The sequence below is a fragment of the Candidatus Tisiphia endosymbiont of Neophilaenus lineatus genome, assembly GCF_964264975.1.
GTDB lineage: Bacteria > Pseudomonadota > Alphaproteobacteria > Rickettsiales > Rickettsiaceae > Tisiphia.
Genome location: NZ_OZ183649.1, coordinates 576,961 through 593,646, shown reverse-complemented (window position 1 = coordinate 593,646; position 16,686 = coordinate 576,961). Strand labels below are relative to the sequence as shown.

At 34.2% G+C, this 16,686-nt stretch carries 18 protein-coding genes and 1 pseudogene; 15 read left to right on the top strand and 4 right to left on the bottom strand.

Going from position 1 to position 16,686, the window contains the following annotated elements:
- Window positions 1-15 precede the first annotated feature (15 nt).
- Entirely contained in the window at window positions 16-1,560 is a 1,545-nt protein-coding gene (locus tag ACFE3K_RS03545; protein ID WP_375359383.1) for an acyl-CoA carboxylase subunit beta, read from the bottom strand.
- 285 nt (window positions 1,561-1,845) lie between these two features.
- Here ACFE3K_RS03545 and ACFE3K_RS03540 point away from each other — a divergent pair, with 285 nt between their 5' ends.
- From ACFE3K_RS03540 to rpe, 3 genes are all read left to right on the top strand, one after another.
- Complete coding sequence (locus ACFE3K_RS03540; RefSeq protein WP_375358519.1) at window positions 1,846-2,295, top strand: helix-turn-helix domain-containing protein; 450 nt, start codon at window positions 1,846-1,848, stop codon at window positions 2,293-2,295.
- On the top strand, window positions 2,289-2,849 hold the full coding sequence (locus ACFE3K_RS03535) for an IS630 family transposase (protein WP_375358539.1): 561 nt from the start codon (window positions 2,289-2,291) through the stop codon (window positions 2,847-2,849). The genes ACFE3K_RS03540 and ACFE3K_RS03535 overlap by 7 nt, the downstream gene beginning before the upstream one ends.
- Window positions 2,850-3,208: 359 nt before the next feature.
- Entirely contained in the window at window positions 3,209-3,859 is a 651-nt protein-coding gene (gene rpe / locus ACFE3K_RS03530; protein ID WP_375359382.1) for a ribulose-phosphate 3-epimerase, read from the top strand.
- Here the strand turns inward: rpe and ACFE3K_RS03525 are convergent.
- Genes ACFE3K_RS03525 through ACFE3K_RS03515 form a run of 3 tightly spaced genes read right to left on the bottom strand, consistent with a single transcriptional unit; the run spans window position 3,848 to window position 5,238 of the window.
- Window positions 3,848-4,174 (bottom strand): M48 family metallopeptidase, encoded by a 327-nt coding sequence (locus ACFE3K_RS03525; RefSeq protein ID WP_375359381.1) that lies wholly within the window; start codon window positions 4,172-4,174, stop codon window positions 3,848-3,850. The two genes, rpe and ACFE3K_RS03525, sit on opposite strands and share 12 nt — an antisense overlap.
- A gap of 3 nt (window positions 4,175-4,177) precedes the next feature.
- Window positions 4,178-4,744 carry an IS630 family transposase gene (locus ACFE3K_RS03520; protein ID WP_375358988.1) on the bottom strand — a complete coding sequence of 189 codons (567 nt, stop codon included), beginning with the start codon at window positions 4,742-4,744 and terminating at the stop codon, window positions 4,178-4,180.
- Window positions 4,738-5,238 carry a helix-turn-helix domain-containing protein gene (locus ACFE3K_RS03515; RefSeq protein ID WP_375359380.1) on the bottom strand — a complete coding sequence of 167 codons (501 nt, stop codon included), beginning with the start codon at window positions 5,236-5,238 and terminating at the stop codon, window positions 4,738-4,740. The genes ACFE3K_RS03520 and ACFE3K_RS03515 overlap by 7 nt, the downstream gene beginning before the upstream one ends.
- 63 nt (window positions 5,239-5,301) lie before the next feature.
- Between ACFE3K_RS03515 and ACFE3K_RS03510 the strand changes: the two are divergent.
- The 12 genes and pseudogenes from ACFE3K_RS03510 to ACFE3K_RS03455 all read left to right on the top strand — a co-directional run.
- Window positions 5,302-5,700: pseudogene (locus tag ACFE3K_RS03510) on the top strand (Fic family protein); the annotation flags it as partial.
- 60 nt (window positions 5,701-5,760) lie between these two features.
- Window positions 5,761-7,149 (top strand): dihydrolipoyl dehydrogenase, encoded by a 1,389-nt coding sequence (gene lpdA / locus ACFE3K_RS03505; protein ID WP_375359379.1) that lies wholly within the window; start codon window positions 5,761-5,763, stop codon window positions 7,147-7,149.
- A gap of 81 nt (window positions 7,150-7,230) precedes the next feature.
- Window positions 7,231-7,425, top strand: coding sequence for a hypothetical protein (locus ACFE3K_RS03500; RefSeq protein ID WP_341751782.1), 195 nt, complete (start codon window positions 7,231-7,233; stop codon window positions 7,423-7,425).
- 201 nt (window positions 7,426-7,626) lie between these two features.
- Window positions 7,627-8,178, top strand: a complete 552-nt coding sequence (atpH, locus tag ACFE3K_RS03495; RefSeq protein WP_375359378.1) for an ATP synthase F1 subunit delta — start codon at window positions 7,627-7,629, stop codon at window positions 8,176-8,178.
- A 24-nt stretch (window positions 8,179-8,202) separates the two neighbouring features.
- Window positions 8,203-9,759, top strand: a complete 1,557-nt coding sequence (gene atpA, locus ACFE3K_RS03490; protein WP_375359377.1) for a F0F1 ATP synthase subunit alpha — start codon at window positions 8,203-8,205, stop codon at window positions 9,757-9,759.
- A 32-nt stretch (window positions 9,760-9,791) separates the two neighbouring features.
- Window positions 9,792-10,721: an ATP synthase F1 subunit gamma gene (gene atpG, locus ACFE3K_RS03485; RefSeq protein WP_375359376.1), complete on the top strand. Its 930-nt coding sequence runs from the start codon at window positions 9,792-9,794 to the stop codon at window positions 10,719-10,721.
- Between the two features lie 20 nt (window positions 10,722-10,741).
- Entirely contained in the window at window positions 10,742-12,172 is a 1,431-nt protein-coding gene (gene atpD / locus ACFE3K_RS03480; protein WP_375359375.1) for a F0F1 ATP synthase subunit beta, read from the top strand.
- Complete coding sequence (gene atpC, locus ACFE3K_RS03475) at window positions 12,172-12,567, top strand: ATP synthase F1 subunit epsilon (protein WP_375359374.1); 396 nt, start codon at window positions 12,172-12,174, stop codon at window positions 12,565-12,567. The genes atpD and atpC overlap by 1 nt, the downstream gene beginning before the upstream one ends.
- A gap of 368 nt (window positions 12,568-12,935) precedes the next feature.
- Entirely contained in the window at window positions 12,936-13,352 is a 417-nt protein-coding gene (locus ACFE3K_RS03470; protein WP_342272047.1) for a 6-pyruvoyl trahydropterin synthase family protein, read from the top strand.
- 18 nt (window positions 13,353-13,370) lie between these two features.
- Window positions 13,371-13,667 (top strand): divalent-cation tolerance protein CutA, encoded by a 297-nt coding sequence (cutA, locus tag ACFE3K_RS03465; RefSeq protein WP_341755864.1) that lies wholly within the window; start codon window positions 13,371-13,373, stop codon window positions 13,665-13,667.
- 316 nt (window positions 13,668-13,983) lie between these two features.
- Entirely contained in the window at window positions 13,984-15,189 is a 1,206-nt protein-coding gene (locus ACFE3K_RS03460; RefSeq protein ID WP_375359373.1) for a dicarboxylate/amino acid:cation symporter, read from the top strand.
- A gap of 111 nt (window positions 15,190-15,300) precedes the next feature.
- Window positions 15,301-16,587: a citrate synthase gene (locus ACFE3K_RS03455; protein ID WP_375359372.1), complete on the top strand. Its 1,287-nt coding sequence runs from the start codon at window positions 15,301-15,303 to the stop codon at window positions 16,585-16,587.
- Window positions 16,588-16,686 lie beyond the last annotated feature (99 nt).

Genomic DNA, 16,686 nt, shown 5'->3' with positions numbered 1-16,686 from the left:
TCGTGCTTAAGTATACTAAAGTGGTAAGTTATCATGCTTCTTCCATGGTAATTGTATTTTTTTGTTTTGAAGAAAGTTTAGTGCTTTACATATACGCCATCTAGTATTTTGAGGCTTTATAATATCGTCTAAGTATCCTCTAGATGCTGCAGTGAAAGGAGAAGTGACAGTATCTTTATACTCTTGGATTTTTCGTTTTTTTGATTCTGTATCTTTGCATTCTTCTTTAAATATTATTTCAGCAGCTCCTTCAGCACCAAGTACTGCAATTTCTGAGTTGAACCACGCGTAATTTACATCACCACGAAGATGTTTTGAATTCATCACTATATAAGCTCCACCATAAGCTTTCCTAGTAATTATGGTAATTTTTGGTACAGTTGCTTCAGCGTACGCATATAACAATTTTGCTCCATGTTTAATAATTCCGTTATGCTCTTGATCAGTGCCAGGTAAAAAACCTGGTACATCAACTAAAGTTACTATTGGGATATTAAACGCATCACAAAAACGAACAAACCTTGCTGCCTTTCTTGATGCGTTAATATCCAAACAGCCAGCTAAATGTAATGGTTGATTCGCAACAAATCCTATAGGTCTTCCTTCCATATAACCAAAGCCGATTATAATGTTTCTAGCAAAATCTGGTTGCAGCTCAAAAAATTCTCCTTCATCAACAATACGCTCAATTAATTCTTTCATGTCATAAGCTTTGTTCGGAATGCTTGGGACTAAGGTGTTTAGGGACATATCAACCCGATCAGCTGGGTCTTCGGTACGACGATGTGGTAGGGGACTACGATTTGATAGAGGTAAAAAATTAAAAAACCTTCTAGTTTCTAGAAGTAGCTCTATATCATTTTTAAAAGCAAGGTCAGCAACACCACTCTTTGTAGTATGCATTTTTGCTCCGCCAAGTTGTTCTTGGCTTACTTCTTCACCTGTAACAGTTTTAACTACGTCTGGTCCTGTTACAAACATATAAGAAGTATTTTTAACCATGAATATGAAATCTGTTAAGGCAGGAGAATAAACAGCACCACCAGCACAAGGTCCCATAATTAAGGTGATTTGTGGAATAATACCGGAAGCAATTACATTACGTTGAAATAATTCTCCATAACCACTAAGAGAGTCAACCCCTTCCTGAATTCTTGCCCCCCCCGAATCATTGATGCCAATAACTGCTGCTCCTACTGCTAAAGCAGAATCGAGTATAGTACAAATTTTTTTAGCGTGATATTCACCAAGAGATCCACCTAACACGGTAAAATCTTGGCTATACACAAAAACCAACCTACCATTTATGGTACCATGTCCAGTTATTATACCGTCCCCAAGAAATTTTTTGTCGTTCATGCCAAAATTACTGCATCTATGTTCAACAAACATTCCTGTTTCTTCAAAACTCTCAGGATCTAGCAATACTTCTATTCTTTCTCTTGCAGTAAGCTTACCTTTTTTATGTTGTAAGGCGATTCTCTCTCCTCCCCCACCTTGACAGGCATTATTACGTTTTTCATCAAGTGATTCAGGAGAGTTTACAATATGTTGATTCATTATGGCTATACTAGTTCATTATAAAATCATAACCTGTAGTATAATAATAAAATGTCGAAAAGATAGTAGAAATTTATTTCAATAGTTATAGAATTTAACTTACTACTGAATTTGTCAGTTCTTTACTTGACAGATGGAATGGTTTAGATATAGACATTGTTCAGGAATAATACCAATTGCAATAATTAACACGGTGTTATAAAATGGGTTTTTAACTGATAAATAGGTACTCAAATAGCTAGGTTAATATTACCGCAAGGTTTTGAAGGTCATGATTTTATAAAAATGATGAAACATGAGCCGCATGGTCGAAATCGTATACGTTTATTGGCGATGTATCACCTTCAATTAGGCAAATCTTTTAAAGCCATATCTGAAATAGTGAAGTCACACTGGAAAACCGTGCAATCATGGCTCAGAAGATTTAGGAATCATGGTTTTGAAGGATTATTTGAATCACAAAGAAGCGGTGCCCCTAGGAAGATTAACAGTATACAAGAGTCTGCTATTTTTGATAAAATCAATACGCTCAGTGAAAGTAAAACTGGTGGGTATATAACTGGAAAGGAGCTACATATCATGTTAGTTGAGGAATATGGTGCTAAATGTGCTTTAAAAACAGTCTACAATACTATGCACCGCCTTGGTTTTAGCTGGATTACTTCTCGTTCAATGCATCCAAAATCAAATCAAGAGACTCAAAATAGATATAAAAAAACTTTCCAGACATGTTAACAAAATTATTACCAAAAAATATCGATAGATGTAAAGTTGATATATGGTCTCAGGATGAAACTAGAGTTGGGCAACAAGGTATCTTAACTCGTATATGGGCTAAGCGTGGCACTAGACCCCGTAAAGTTCGGCAACAGCAATTTATTTCAACATATATTTACGGAGCTGCTTGCCATGAGACAGGAGAAGCTTGTGCATTAATTTTACCATATGCAAACACACAGGCAATGAATAAATTCTTAGAAGAGCTTTCTCGCAGTATTCAAGGCAACCGACATATAGCTTTACTAACGGATAATGCAGGTTGGCACACAGCCAAAAAACTAACTGTGCCAAGCAATATCACTTTGATACCGCTTCCGCCCTATGCACCGGAACTTAATGCAATGGAACAAGTTTGGGAATGGATTAAAAATCATTTCTTGTCTAACCAATGTTATGGTGTATATGAAGATATCGTTACTATGGCTTGTTACGCTTGGAATCAACTTGCTCATAATGTAGATTTAGTAAAATCAATTATGTATAGAGATTGGATAAATACACCGTGTTAATTATTGCAATTGGTATTACAGTATTTTTCTGAGAGAGAAATTGTAGATATTACTATTTGTATTTCAATTATAAATGTCTTAAATAGAATAGCTATAAGCTTAAAAACACTTTAACTGTGGGTATATATCTATAGTTTTTGGGTGGTATAACATAAGTGATATGTATTTTATAGAATGCAGTGAAAAACTTAAAAAAGTTTATAGGAAGGGTTTTATAACAAAGGAAAAGCAGTAGAAATTGCAAAATAGTGGGAGTAAATTTAGTGAGAGTAAATTTCAAAAACTGTCTAGTGCTTTAAAACAGAATATAGCAAGAAGAAAAAATAGCCAAAAAGTTCATATTGAGGATAAAAACAAAAGTGAAAATAATTAAGATCGCACCTTCGTTACTGTCAGCAGATTTTGCTAATTTGCAAAAAGAAATCAGTTCTTTGGAAGAAGCTGGTGCTGATATGATCCATATAGACGTTATGGATGGACATTTTGTACCTAACTTAACATTTGGACCTCCTATAATAAAAGCTTTAAGACCTCACACTACATTATCATTTGACGTACATTTAATGATTAATAACCCAGAATATTCGATTAAAGATTATGCTAGTAGTGGAGCGGATATTATCACTATCCATCCTGAAACCACTATCCATCTTGACAGAACTTTAAGTACTATTCAAAATTTAGGGTTAAAAGCTGGGGTGGCATTACTTCCCTCTACAAGTCCAAATTCTATAGATTATATTATTGATAAAGTAGAACTAATTCTAGCAATGACCGTAAACCCCGGTTTTTCTAGCCAAAAGTTTATAGAGAATCAGCTAGAGAAAGTCAAAATTATTTCAGAAAAAATCAAAAATTTTGGTAAACCTATAATGCTTTCTGTAGATGGAGGAATAAATGATGTTACTGGTAAGAACTGTATAAAAGCTGGAGCTGATATTTTAGTATCAGGTAATTTTATTTTCCAATCAAAAGATTATCAAAAACAAATAGACTTACTAAGACATTAAATATTGATGGAGAGTATTTCCATGTTCCTTAAGCCATAATCTAGCCAACTTATAGTCAGGATAAAGTATTGCTACTAAATTCCAAAAACGAGGACTGTGATTCATTTCAATTATATGACATATTTCATGGGTCACTAAGTATTTTAATATTTTTTTTGGAGCAAAAATAAGATGCCAATTAAAAGCAAGTACAGCCTTACTAGAGCAGCTTCCCCATTTGCCCTTATTATTAATTTTAATTTTAGTAAAGTTTATATTATGTTCTTTCGCTAGAAGAGTAGCCAGTTTTGTGGTTTCTAGTAATACCAATTGCAATAATTAACACGGTGTATTTATCCATAGATAATCTCTATACATAATTGATTTTACTAAATCTACATTATGAGCAAGTTGATTCCAAGCGTAACAAGCCATAGTAACGATATCTTCATATACACCATAACATTGGTTAGACAAGAAATGATTTTTAATCCATTCCCAAACTTGTTCCATTGCATTAAGTTCCGGTGCATAGGGCGGAAGCGGTATCAAAGTGATATTGCTTGGCACAGTTAGTTTTTTGGCTGTGTGCCAACCTGCATTATCCGTTAGTAAAGCTATATGTCGGTTGCCTTGAATACTGCGAGAAAGCTCTTCTAAGAATTTATTCATTGCCTGTGTGTTTGCATATGGTAAAATTAATGCACAAGCTTCTCCTGTCTCATGGCAAGCAGCTCCGTAAATATATGTTGAAATAAATTGCTGTTGCCGAACTTTACGGGGTCTAGTGCCACGCTTAGCCCATATACGAGTTAAGCTACCTTGTTGCCCCACTCTAGTTTCATCCTGAGACCATATATCAACTTTACATCTATCGATATTTTTTGCTAATAATTTTGTTAACATGTCTGGAAAGTTTTTTTATATGTATTTTGAGTCTCTTGATTTGACTTTGGATGCATTGAACGAGAAGTAATCCAGCTAAAACCAAGGCGGTGCATAGTATTGTAGACTGTTTTTAAAGCACATTTAGCACCATATTCCTCAAGTAACATGATATGTAGCTCTTTTCCAGTTATATACCCACCAGTTTTACTTTTACTGAGCGTATTGATTTTATCAAAAATAGCAGATTCTTGTATAGTGTTAATCTTCCTAGGGGCACCGCTTCTTTGTGATTCAAATAATCCTTCAAAACCATGATTCCTAAATCTTCTGAGCGATGATTGCACGGTTTTCCAGTGTGACTTCACTATTTCAGATATGGCTTTAAAAGATTTGCCTAATTGAAGGTGATACATCGCCAATAAACGTATACGATTTCGACCATGCGGCTCATGTTTCATCATTTTTATAAAATCATGACCATGAAAACCTTGTGGTAATATTAACCTAGCCATTTGAGTACCTTTTATCAGTTAAAAACCCATCTTAGACCACTGCGTTAATTATTGCAATTGGTATTATGGCAACAATGATTATTAATGAAAGCAAATCCAATTTTTAAATATATTTCGGTAGAGGTACTAATAAAAAACGAACAAAGTGAGTACTATGACGTTTTAGCTGAGTGTGATAAAGTAGGGGAGTCTACCTTGTTCATTGAATTTATGGCAACACAGATACTAAAAGCTCTGCAACTATATGTTAATAATGTAGTATCGCAAGTCAAAACTCCTAAGTCTAGGTTAGAATTTGCTAAAATAAAATTAGCAAATAGTTGGTTTTCAAGGAAAGATTATATTCTGTTACATAAGGATATTTCTTCTGCGTCGGCCAGTCGTGATCTAATCTTTGGGGTTAAGGAAGGTATCCTAACTCAGAAAGGTATAAAAAATCAAACTTGTTATAAATTTCAATAATAGACTCTTCCGTTAAATTAAGTTATAAAAGAAATCTAGAAAGAATGAGTGGATATATTAATGGAAAATTATGATCTAGCGATTATTGGTGGTGGACCAGGTGGTTACGTGGCTGCAATTAGGGCCGCACAACTAAATAAAAAAGTTGTGTTGATTGAGAAGGAGCATTTAGGGGGAGTTTGCTTAAATTGGGGTTGTATACCAACAAAAGCATTGCTTAAATCAGCTGAATTATTTCAAAAAATTAAACATGCTAAAGATTATGGTATTATAGTAGGTGAAGCAAGTTTTGACCTAAAAACAATAGTACAGCGTTCTAGAGATATATCGACGCAGTTAACATTTGGTATTAAATCTCTGCTAAAAAAAAATAAGGTTACGATAATTGATGGCACGGCTAGCCTAGGAACAGGCAAGGTAGTGGAGATAAATAATAATGGTCAAAAAATTTTGATTAAAGCAAAGGACATAATAATTGCAACAGGTGCAAGGTCTAGAATCTTAGATGGATTTGAGCCGGATGGCAAGCAAGTTATTACCTCCAAAGAGGCTATGGTTCTTGATAAATTACCAAAATCTATGATTATCGTTGGATCAGGAGCGATTGGTATAGAATTTGCTTCATTTTATAATGCTTTAGGAACAAATGTCACTGTAATTGAAGTGCAAAATAGGATATTACAGGCTGAAGATGAAGAAATTTCTTTAATGGCACGAAACACTTTTGAAAAAAAGGGTATAAAAATTCATACTAATAGCAAATTGTTAAATCATAGCCAAACACAAGATCATATCACGATTGAAGTTGAGATAGAAGGCAAGAATCACAAGATACAAGCTGAAACTTTGCTGATGGCAGTTGGTATAGTTGGCAATACGGAAAATCTTAATCTAGAAAAAACTAATATCAAAATAGATAGAGGTCATATTATTACCAATCAGTTTATGCAAACTGATGAACAGGGAATTTATGCAATAGGCGATGTCACATCAGCACCATGGCTTGCCCACAAAGCAAGTCATGAAGGTATTATTGCTGTAGAAACTATTGCGGGGCTTAAAGCTCATCCTATAGAGAAACGTAATATTCCAGGCTGTACTTATTCCTCACCTCAGATTGCTAGTGTAGGGCTTACTGAAGAACAAGCAAAAAAAGCTGGTTACCAAGTGAAAATGGGCAGATTCCCGTCTATCGCTAATGGTAAAGCCTTGGTTGATGGTTGTACTGAAGGGATGATTAAAACGATTTTTGATGTAAAGACTGGTGAATTGTTAGGAGCCCATTTGATAGGCGAAGAGGTTACTGAACTAATTCAAGGTTATGTGATTGCTAGAACTATGGAAGGTACAGAGCTTGATTTAATCAATACTATTTTCCCTCATCCAACTTTATCTGAAATGATGGGTGAGTCAGTATTGCAGGCTTATGGTAGAGCTATTCATATATAATTAAAAAAATTCTTTTTGTTACTTAGTGGTAAGTATAAATTATGTTATAAATTGTCCTAGAATTAATATGAGGAAAAAAAAATGAGTAAAATGAACCGTGAAGATTATGGAGTTTATCCACCAAGGAGGAGAATAAACATTGTTATGCAGCATGGCGTGTCATTTGGTGCGGCACTTGCTATGGCTATTTCATTTAATATAAACCATTCTGTATTATGGGCAATCGTGCATGGCTTGTTTTCTTGGCTGTATGTGGTTTATTATTGTTTGATTTAGTTTTAGCATAATAAAAAAGGATCATATATACTCTTCTGCTTTGAAGAATTGGTTCTTGCAAATACTTGTGGGAGATTCGTGTGCTTACGTACTTTATATACTGCTTGCGTTCGTTCACTCCTTGTTTATTGTCTCCATTCTCCAAATCATTTGAGTATATAAGACGCTAAGATTATAGAATTTTATGGATATAAAAACATAATGATTAACAATAAATTAGTACGTAACTATACTTCTGCTTTATTTGATAATGCATTGGCAAGTAGCTTGGAAGATAAAATATTACAGCAGATTACCATTATTAATCAATTTATCGAGGATAATCCGCAAATCAAGGCTATTATATTTTCTCCGATAGTAAAGGATATTGACAAATGTGAAATAATTGAGTTAATTACAGAAACCTTTAATATCAAATCTATAGTTAAGCGGTTTTTGTTAATATTACTAAGGCATTCACGTATGCCTATTTTATCAAACATAATAGTATTATACCAACAACTACTTAATAACAGCAGAAATATTAAAATGGTAAAAGTAACTTCTTCTAAATCTTTGCAAACTAGAGAGAAAGAATGGTTAACAAAATATTTAGCAGATGAGTTTCAGCAGAAGGTTGTCATAAATTTCCACCGAAATCAGTCAATTATTGGTGGTATTGTGGTGCAATATGATAGCATAGTTAGGGACTATTCTATTGTTGGAATGTTAGAAAAAATAACGAAAACCTTGAAAGCTACAAAGGTAGGTTAAATAAATTTTATATGAGGAATAACTATGGGGTCTACCCAACAATTAAAGGCTGTCGAACTTGCTGAAATATTAAAAAAAGAAATTGCTAATATTGATCAGCTTAGTGATTTACGAGAAGTAGGGCAGGTTGTAACAGTTGGTGATGGTATAGCTAGGGTATATGGTATTGATAATGTGGAAGCTGGCGAGGTAGTTGAGTTTGCGTCAGGAGTAAAAGGTCTAGCTCTTAATCTTGAAACAGACTCTGTAAGTATTGTATTAATTGGTAGTGATCGAGAAGTCAAACAAGGTGATGCGGTAAAAAGAACTGGAAAGATTTTACAAGTACCAGTTGGTAAGTCATTGCTTGGTAGGGTCGTTGATGGTATGGCAAATCCTATTGATGGTAAAGGCGAGATTATAACTGATACATATAGGAATATAGAGGAAAAAGCTCCGGGGATAATTGTTAGAAAAAGTGTTACAGAGCCGGTGCAAACGGGCATTAAAGTAATTGATGCCCTAATTCCTATTGGTAGAGGTCAGAGGGAGTTAATTATTGGTGACAGGCAAATAGGTAAAACCGCTATTGTTATCGATACTATTATTAACCAAAAACAAGCTCATCTTGACGGTGATGAAAAAAATAAAATTTATTGTATTTATGTAGCTATTGGTCAAAAAAGATCGACTATTGCACAGATAGTAAAAAGATTAGAAGACTCAGGAGCAATGGAATATACCACAGTTGTGGCAGCTACTGCCTCTGATCCTGTTGCGTTACAATATGTTGCTCCTTACACTGGTTGTAGTATTGGTGAGTATTTTCGTGATAATGGTATGCATGCACTAGTTATTTACGATGATTTAAGTAAACATGCTGTTGCTTATAGACAAATCTCACTATTACTTAGAAGACCGCCGGGACGTGAAGCTTATCCAGGAGATGTATTTTATCTACATTCTAGGTTACTTGAACGAGCAGCAAAAATGTCAGATGAATCTGGTGGTGGATCTCTTACGGCTTTGCCAATTATTGAAACCCAAGCAGGTGATGTTTCCGCATATATTCCAACCAATATTATATCAATTACTGATGGACAGATTTTTTTAGAAAATGAGTTGTTCTATAAAGGTATCAGACCAGCGGTAAATATTGGTATATCCGTGAGTAGGGTAGGATCAGCAGCACAAGTAAAATCTATAAAGCAAGTGGCAGGAAGTGTGAAACTTGAGTTAGCACAATTTAGGGAATTAGCAGCTTTTTCTCAGTTTAGTTCAGACTTAGACGTTTCAACTAAACAACTTATTTCACATGGTACAAAGCTTAGCGAAATATTGAAGCAGGATCAATATAGTCCTTTCCCTGTTGAGGAACAAGTGGTTAGCCTTTATGCTGGGGTAAAGAATTATCTTGATAGTATTCCTGTTGAACGAATAAAAGAATTTGAGTGTAGAATGCTACAAGAAATAAAACTGAGTGAAAACAATATTTTAGTATCTATTAGAGAGCAAGGACGAGTTACTGAAGAAATGGAACAAAAGTTAAAAATTTTCTTAGAAAATTTTGTGCAAAACTTTAATGCTTGTTCAGTAAGTTAAATCGACTTCACGTTAAGATTAATTAGGTAGCTATGTCAGGTTTAAAACAGTTAAGATCTCGTATTAAGAGCATTACAACAACGCAAAAAATTACTAAGGCTATGCAGATAGTTTCGGCTACTAAGTTTACAAAAGCCAAAAACCAAGTTAAGGACTCAGAGGATTATATTGGGATTCTGCAGGATATAATGTCTAGTGTGGCATCTAGCAATAATTTACAGGATATGCCTCTCGAACAGAAAAAATTTTTTTCGGAAGAATTATTATACCAAGGTGACGTGAATAGATCTCTTGCAGAAGTAGAATTATGCAAGAGGTCTAATATAAATAAGTTACATTTACTAATAGTAGTCACTTCCGAACGAGGCTTGTGCGGAGCTTTTAATTTTTTACTGTCCAAGCAGGTAAAATCTGATATTGCAAATTTGGAAAATGCTGGTAAACAAGTAAGGCTTATTATTATTGGCAAAAAGGGTTATGATGCATTTAAGGGGCAATATTCCCATTATATTGATAATTATTATGAGTTTCCAAAAGCTCATAATAATAATTTGTCATTTCAGGTCAAAGAAAAACTGATGGAGATGGTAGAGGATTCTAGAATTAGCAATTGTCAAATATATTTTAACAATTGTAAAAATGCTATGATACAGATTCCAACTAAAAAGCAAATATTACCAATTGAAAAACAGCTATGTTCAAATGAGAAATATTTGAGCTATGAATATGAAGGTGAAGGACTTATTTTGCATATGATTAATCTTTATGTATCGGCTCAAATTAATTATGCTCTACTACAAAATAGAGCTAGCGAAGAAGGAGCTAGAATGACAGCAATGGATAATGCAACAAAAAATGCTAAGGAGCTTATTAATAAGTTAACACTAAAACTTAATAGATCTAGACAAGATCTGATTACTAAGGATTTGATAGAGATTATTGCAGGGGCAGAAGCCGTATAAAAAATCAATTAAGGTAAAATATGACAAATATTGGCAAGATTGTGCAGATTATTTCAGCTGTAGTCGATGTGCAGTTTAGTAGTGATGGTAAATTGCCAAAAATTCTCAATGCACTTGAGTGCAATAATAATGGAGAGAAAGTGATACTAGAAGTATCACAGCATATAGGAGACGATATTGCTAGATGTATATCTATGGGACCAACAGAAGGGTTAGTAAGAGGGCAAGAAGTAATAGATACAGGTGAGACTATTAAGATACCTGTCGGTATTGGTACACTCGGACGCATAATAAATGTGGTTGGTGTACCAATTGATGAAAGAGGTAAGATTGATTCAACTGACTTTGCTTCAATTTACAAACCAGCTCCAAGTTTTGTTGAACAATCAACTGAAAGAAACATTTTGGTTACAGGGATTAAGGTCATTGATCTTTTAGCGCCTTATTCAAAAGGAGGAAAAATTGGGTTATTTGGTGGTGCTGGGGTAGGAAAGACAGTGTTAATTATGGAACTTATTAATAATATAGCAAAAGCACATGGAGGATATACGGTTTTTGCAGGGGTTGGGGAAAGGACTAGAGAAGGTAACGACCTTTATCATGAAATGATTGACTCTGGGGTAATTGATTTAAAAAATCCTAAAAAATCTAAAGTAGCTCTTGTTTATGGGCAAATGAACGAACCACCCGGGGCAAGAGCTAGAGTTGCTTTAAGTGGTCTTACTATAGCCGAAAGTTTCAGGGATTTAGATGGAGGACAGGATGTCTTGTTTTTTGTCGATAACATTTTTCGCTTTACTCAAGCTGGTTCTGAGGTATCAGCCCTTTTAGGAAGAATACCTTCAGCAGTTGGTTATCAACCAACACTGGCAACAGATATGGGAGAGTTGCAAGAGCGTATTACTTCAACAAAGCTTGGATCAATTACCTCTGTACAGGCTATTTATGTGCCAGCAGATGACCTAACTGATCCTGCTCCTGCTGCCTCTTTTACCCATTTGGATGCGACTACCGTACTTAGTCGACAAATTGCTGAGCTTGGTATTTACCCGGCAGTAGATCCACTTGATAGTAGTTCACAATTACTAAATCCGGCAATTGTTGGAGAGAAACATTATTCGGTTGCTCGTGAGGTACAAAAAGTTTTGCAGACATATAAGTCTCTGCAAGATATAATTGCCATTCTAGGAATGGATGAGTTATCGGAAGCAGATAAATTAACCGTTACTAGGGCAAGGAAAATTCAACGCTTTTTATCTCAACCTTTCCATGTTGCCGAAGTATTTACAGGTATAGCTGGAAAATTTGTCAGTTTAGCTGATACTATTGAAGGTTTTCATGGGTTGGTTTCTGGCAAATATGACTATTTACCAGAGGCTGCTTTTTATATGGTTGGTAGCATTGATGAAGCAGTAGAGAAAGGTGAAACACTTAAAGAAAAAGTGGCATAATGAATAAAACAATTAGAGTTAAAATTGTAACGCCAGTGAATGTTGTGTTTGACATGGAAGCTCGGATGATAACAATGCCGGGAGAATTAGGAGAATTTGAGGTTTTACCAGGTCATGAGTTATTGATTGCAAATTTAAAAGATGGATTGACAAAAATTACAGTAGATAATTCTGTATTTAAGTATTTTATCTACTCAGGGTTAGCTGAGGTCACATGGACAAATGTAAATATAGTAATAGAGTTTGCTGTTGATACTAGTAGTTTGCAACTACATGAGATAATTAGGAAAATAGACTCTTTAACAAAAGAAATAGACGAAGAAATTGATGATACAAAAATTGATATTATTAAATTGGATATTGCTAGATATGAATCTTTGCTAGCTCATATTTAAAGAATTAAACAATTCTTCAAAGCAGAAGAGTATATAACATCATAGTACACATTTTTCTATAATCGTCATAGCAAGGCTCTTTAGATGCCGTGGCGATCCAGGTAAACAGCGAAGCTGTTTTTTAGAGTAACGCTTCGCGTATCCTAGATTGCCATGTCGCCGCTTTTTCGCGACTCCTCGCTAATAGACGATCAGCAGCCATTTTAATAGTGGTTATATAAAAAATGTAGATACTATAGATATAACATCCTTCTAGGCTATTTTCTTAGATACCAGCCGGCCTTATAGGCCTGAGATGATATCAAAAGTGCATGGATGATACCCTAGGCTATTAAACCGATGTCTTACATCTATACTTGAGGTTAATGATGATAAAGTGTACTCGTAAAATTGAATTTGATGCAGGTCATAGAGTTGTTGGACATGAGAATAAGTGTCAATTTCTACATGGTCATCGTTATGTCCTTGAAGTTACAGTGGAATCAAGTGTTACTGATAATCTTGGTATGGTTATAGATTTTGGTTACATGAAGTCAATAATACAAAAGTGGATAGATGATAATTTTGATCATAATATTATATTACACCAAAATGATAGAGAAATGGGGGATAGAATATGTGACTGGACTGGTCAAAAAATATATTATATGCAGGAAAATCCAACTGCAGAAAATATAGCACTATACTTAAAATTGAATATTTTACCAAAATTATTTACTAATAGTTCTTTTATTATTACAAAAGTCAAATTATTTGAAACACCTAATTGCTTTGTTGAGGTATAAGTGGTACAAAGATGTTGTGTGATTTTAACTACGACCAATGACCAGCAGGTGGTAGATAAAATAACAACTAGCTTATTGGAAGAAAATCTAGCTGCTTGTATACAAGTAGATAATATAGTCAGCTATTTTAAATGGGAAGGCAAGATATCTTCTGTGCTAGAATATCGTATTGTGATAAAGGCTAAGTCTGATAACTACAATACAATAGAAAAGGTGATTACTGATATACATAATTATGATCTTCCGCAAATAATAAAGCTCGACATTCAAGATGGGCTGTCTAGCTATTTAAATTGGGTAACTCAAAGTATCTAATTTTAAGAGAGTGTTTATTAGAGCTAAGATTTACTCAAACTATATAGTCCAATGTTTCCTGAGTTTAAGTCAGCGATGTTATACTCTTCTGCTTTGAAGAATTATTTTTTGAAAATATCATGGATTCGCATGCGTAATTATACTATATGTACACCTAGCATGCTCACCATTCATTTTCAAATCCAATTCTTCACATCATTTGAGTATATCTAGAATTCCAAAGTTGGTGTCATCCTGAACACAAGTGGATATTATCTTGAATTTATTTCAGGATGATGTCGGATCAAAACACTCTTTAATTTAATTAAGTAAAACAATGAAATTATGGAAAAAAGTTACCTTGGGATTAATCCTAGGTATAATGTTTGGTATATATTTTCCTGAATATGTATCTTATATAAAACCGGTAGGAGATATTTTTTTGCGTTTGATCAAAATGATTATTGCTCCTTTAATATTTTTTAGTTTAGTAGCAGGCATAACTAGCATGAGTGAACCTACTTCTCTTGGCAGAGTAGGAATAAAGGCTGTTACTGCTTTTTTAGGAACTACTTTTTTTGCCGTAGTTTTTGGTCTTACAGTTGCTCTTGTATTAAAGCCAGGTCATGGTGTTCATATTAACTTTGATGTTGCCTCAAATGTTTCACAAGAGAAATCCTTTAATATGATTGATTTTTTTGTGAATATTGTGCCTGATAATATCGTAGGAGCTTTTGCCAATTCTAATGTTTTACAAATTGTATTCTTTGCAATATTTTCTGGACTTATACTAAATAAAATGGGAACTAGTGCTGCACCTGTTAAAGATTTATTTCATAGATTATCAAAAATGGTATTAAAAATGATCTCAATGATCATTCAACTTTCTCCATATGGTGCATTTGCTTTAACGGCTTGGGTAGTCGGTACGCAAGGTTTTGATGTAATGATTAGTTTATCAAAATTAGTTGTTGCCGTAGTGATTGCCATGATATGTCAATATGGTATTTTTGGTGCGTTAATTTATGTATTTTGTCGAATGTCACCATTACCTTTTTATAAAAAGAGTTTGGAATACCAAATACTTGCCTTTTCTACTTCTAGTAGTAAGGCAACACTTGCCACCACTATGCAAGTTTGTCGTGAACGTCTAGGCATCTCTGAATCTAGCACTTCTTTTGTATTACCACTTGGTGCATCGATAAATATGGATGGGTTTGCAATAAATTTATCTCTTACTACCATATTTTTTGCCCAAATGATGGGTGTAGATTTAGCATTACATGATTATTTAGTCATTATTATTACCTCAACTCTTGGCTCTATAGGTGGTGCTGGTATTCCAGGAGCCTCTTTAATAATGCTACCTATGGTTCTGTCTTCAATCCATTTACCGATTGAAGGTGTTGCTATAATTGCTGGAATTGATAGGATATTAGATATGTTACGTACCACCATTAATATTACAGGTGATGCAACAATTACCTTGATTATCGATAATAGTGAAGGTACTCTAGATAAAGATACATATAATTCGGTGTAAAATATTAGCATTTTGGTATTAGTGGGCAATAAAAATATGATATAGTAGTATAGTTAACCTAGACTATACATTACTCCTAATAGGGTTAGCTATATGATAAAATGAGGATATATGAAAGTAGAAGATGTTGAATTAAAAATAGGTGATAAGTCTTTTAATTTACCAATAAAAAAAGCATCGATTGGTCAAGATGTTATTGATGTTAGCGGTATATATTCATTAACAGGCTATTTCACTTATGACCCTGGTTTTATGTCTACAGCAGCTTGTAAATCTGCAATGACGTACATAGATGGGGATCAAGGGATATTAAGACATCGAGGATATGATATTAAAACGTTAGCAGAAAAAAGTAATTTCTTAGAAGTCGCCTATTTACTGTTAAATGGTGAATTACCAACCACTAATCAGTATAAATCTTTTTCTCAGAAAATTACTAATCACTCGTTGGTTAATGAACAGCTTAGAAGCTTATTTATGGCTTTCCGTCACTCAGCTCATCCTATGGCAATTATGTTGGCTATGGTAGGATCTTTATCTGCATTTTATCCAAGTTTTTTAAATGTAGAAGAAAATAAACGCGAGTTAGCTGCTATTAGAATGATTGCAAAAATGCCAACTATTGCAGCAATGGCATATAAATATTCAATAGGCCAGCCTTTTATATATCCTGATAATAGTTTAGATTTTACTGAAAATTTTCTCCATATGATGTTTGCGACGCCTTGTGAAAAATATAAGGTAAACCAAGTAGTAAAGAACGCCTTAGATAAAATATTTATTCTCCATGCTGACCATGAGCAAAATGCTTCCACTTCAACAGTACGTTTAGCCGGATCATCCGGTGCTAACCCGTTTGCTTGTATCAGTACTGGCATAGCATCTTTATGGGGACCAGCACATGGCGGAGCAAATGAGGCAGTAATTAATATGCTGAAAGAGATTGGGACAATAGACCGTATTCCACAATATATTGCAAGAGCAAAAGATAAAAATGATTCTTTCCGCTTAATGGGCTTTGGTCACCGAGTCTATAAAAATCATGATCCAAGAGCAGTTGTACTTAGAGAGACCTGCAAAGAAGTATTAGATGAATTAGGAGAAAATAATAACCCATTACTCCAAATCGCTACTGAGCTTGAAAAAATTGCTCTCAATGACCAATATTTTATAGATCGTAAGCTTTATCCAAACGTTGATTTTTATTCTGGTATTATTTATCAAGCTATGGGGATACCATCACAGATGTTTACAGTGCTTTTTGCTATAGCAAGAACTGTTGGTTGGATGGGACAATGGAAAGAGATGCATGAAGATCCTGAACAAAAAATTAGCAGACCTCGGCAATTATATACTGGGTATATACAAAGAGAATTTATTCCTTTTGATAAAAGATAATTATAGTAAAATCCTATATAGTCGATCCGTCAAAAAGGCTGTAGACATAAGAGATAATACATGTTCGTGGTCAAAAATCACATCAAAATCCATAAGATT

Bases quoted from the DNA above. Each gene is read 5' to 3' on its own strand.
- ACFE3K_RS03545 (WP_375359383.1), bottom strand. From the start codon at position 1,560: ATGAATCAACATATTGTAAACTCTCCTGAATCACTTGATGAAAAACGT.
- ACFE3K_RS03540 (WP_375358519.1), top strand. From the start codon at position 1,846: ATGATGAAACATGAGCCGCATGGTCGAAATCGTATACGTTTATTGGCG.
- ACFE3K_RS03535 (WP_375358539.1), top strand. From the start codon at position 2,289: ATGTTAACAAAATTATTACCAAAAAATATCGATAGATGTAAAGTTGAT.
- ACFE3K_RS03520 (WP_375358988.1), bottom strand. From the start codon at position 4,744: ATGTTAACAAAATTATTAGCAAAAAATATCGATAGATGTAAAGTTGAT.
- ACFE3K_RS03515 (WP_375359380.1), bottom strand. From the start codon at position 5,238: ATGGCTAGGTTAATATTACCACAAGGTTTTCATGGTCATGATTTTATA.
- lpdA (WP_375359379.1), top strand. From the start codon at position 5,761: ATGGAAAATTATGATCTAGCGATTATTGGTGGTGGACCAGGTGGTTAC.
- ACFE3K_RS03500 (WP_341751782.1), top strand. From the start codon at position 7,231: ATGAGTAAAATGAACCGTGAAGATTATGGAGTTTATCCACCAAGGAGG.
- atpH (WP_375359378.1), top strand. From the start codon at position 7,627: ATGATTAACAATAAATTAGTACGTAACTATACTTCTGCTTTATTTGAT.
- atpA (WP_375359377.1), top strand. From the start codon at position 8,203: ATGGGGTCTACCCAACAATTAAAGGCTGTCGAACTTGCTGAAATATTA.
- atpG (WP_375359376.1), top strand. From the start codon at position 9,792: ATGTCAGGTTTAAAACAGTTAAGATCTCGTATTAAGAGCATTACAACA.
- atpD (WP_375359375.1), top strand. From the start codon at position 10,742: ATGACAAATATTGGCAAGATTGTGCAGATTATTTCAGCTGTAGTCGAT.
- atpC (WP_375359374.1), top strand. From the start codon at position 12,172: ATGAATAAAACAATTAGAGTTAAAATTGTAACGCCAGTGAATGTTGTG.
- ACFE3K_RS03470 (WP_342272047.1), top strand. From the start codon at position 12,936: ATGATAAAGTGTACTCGTAAAATTGAATTTGATGCAGGTCATAGAGTT.
- ACFE3K_RS03460 (WP_375359373.1), top strand. From the start codon at position 13,984: ATGAAATTATGGAAAAAAGTTACCTTGGGATTAATCCTAGGTATAATG.
- ACFE3K_RS03455 (WP_375359372.1), top strand. From the start codon at position 15,301: ATGAAAGTAGAAGATGTTGAATTAAAAATAGGTGATAAGTCTTTTAAT.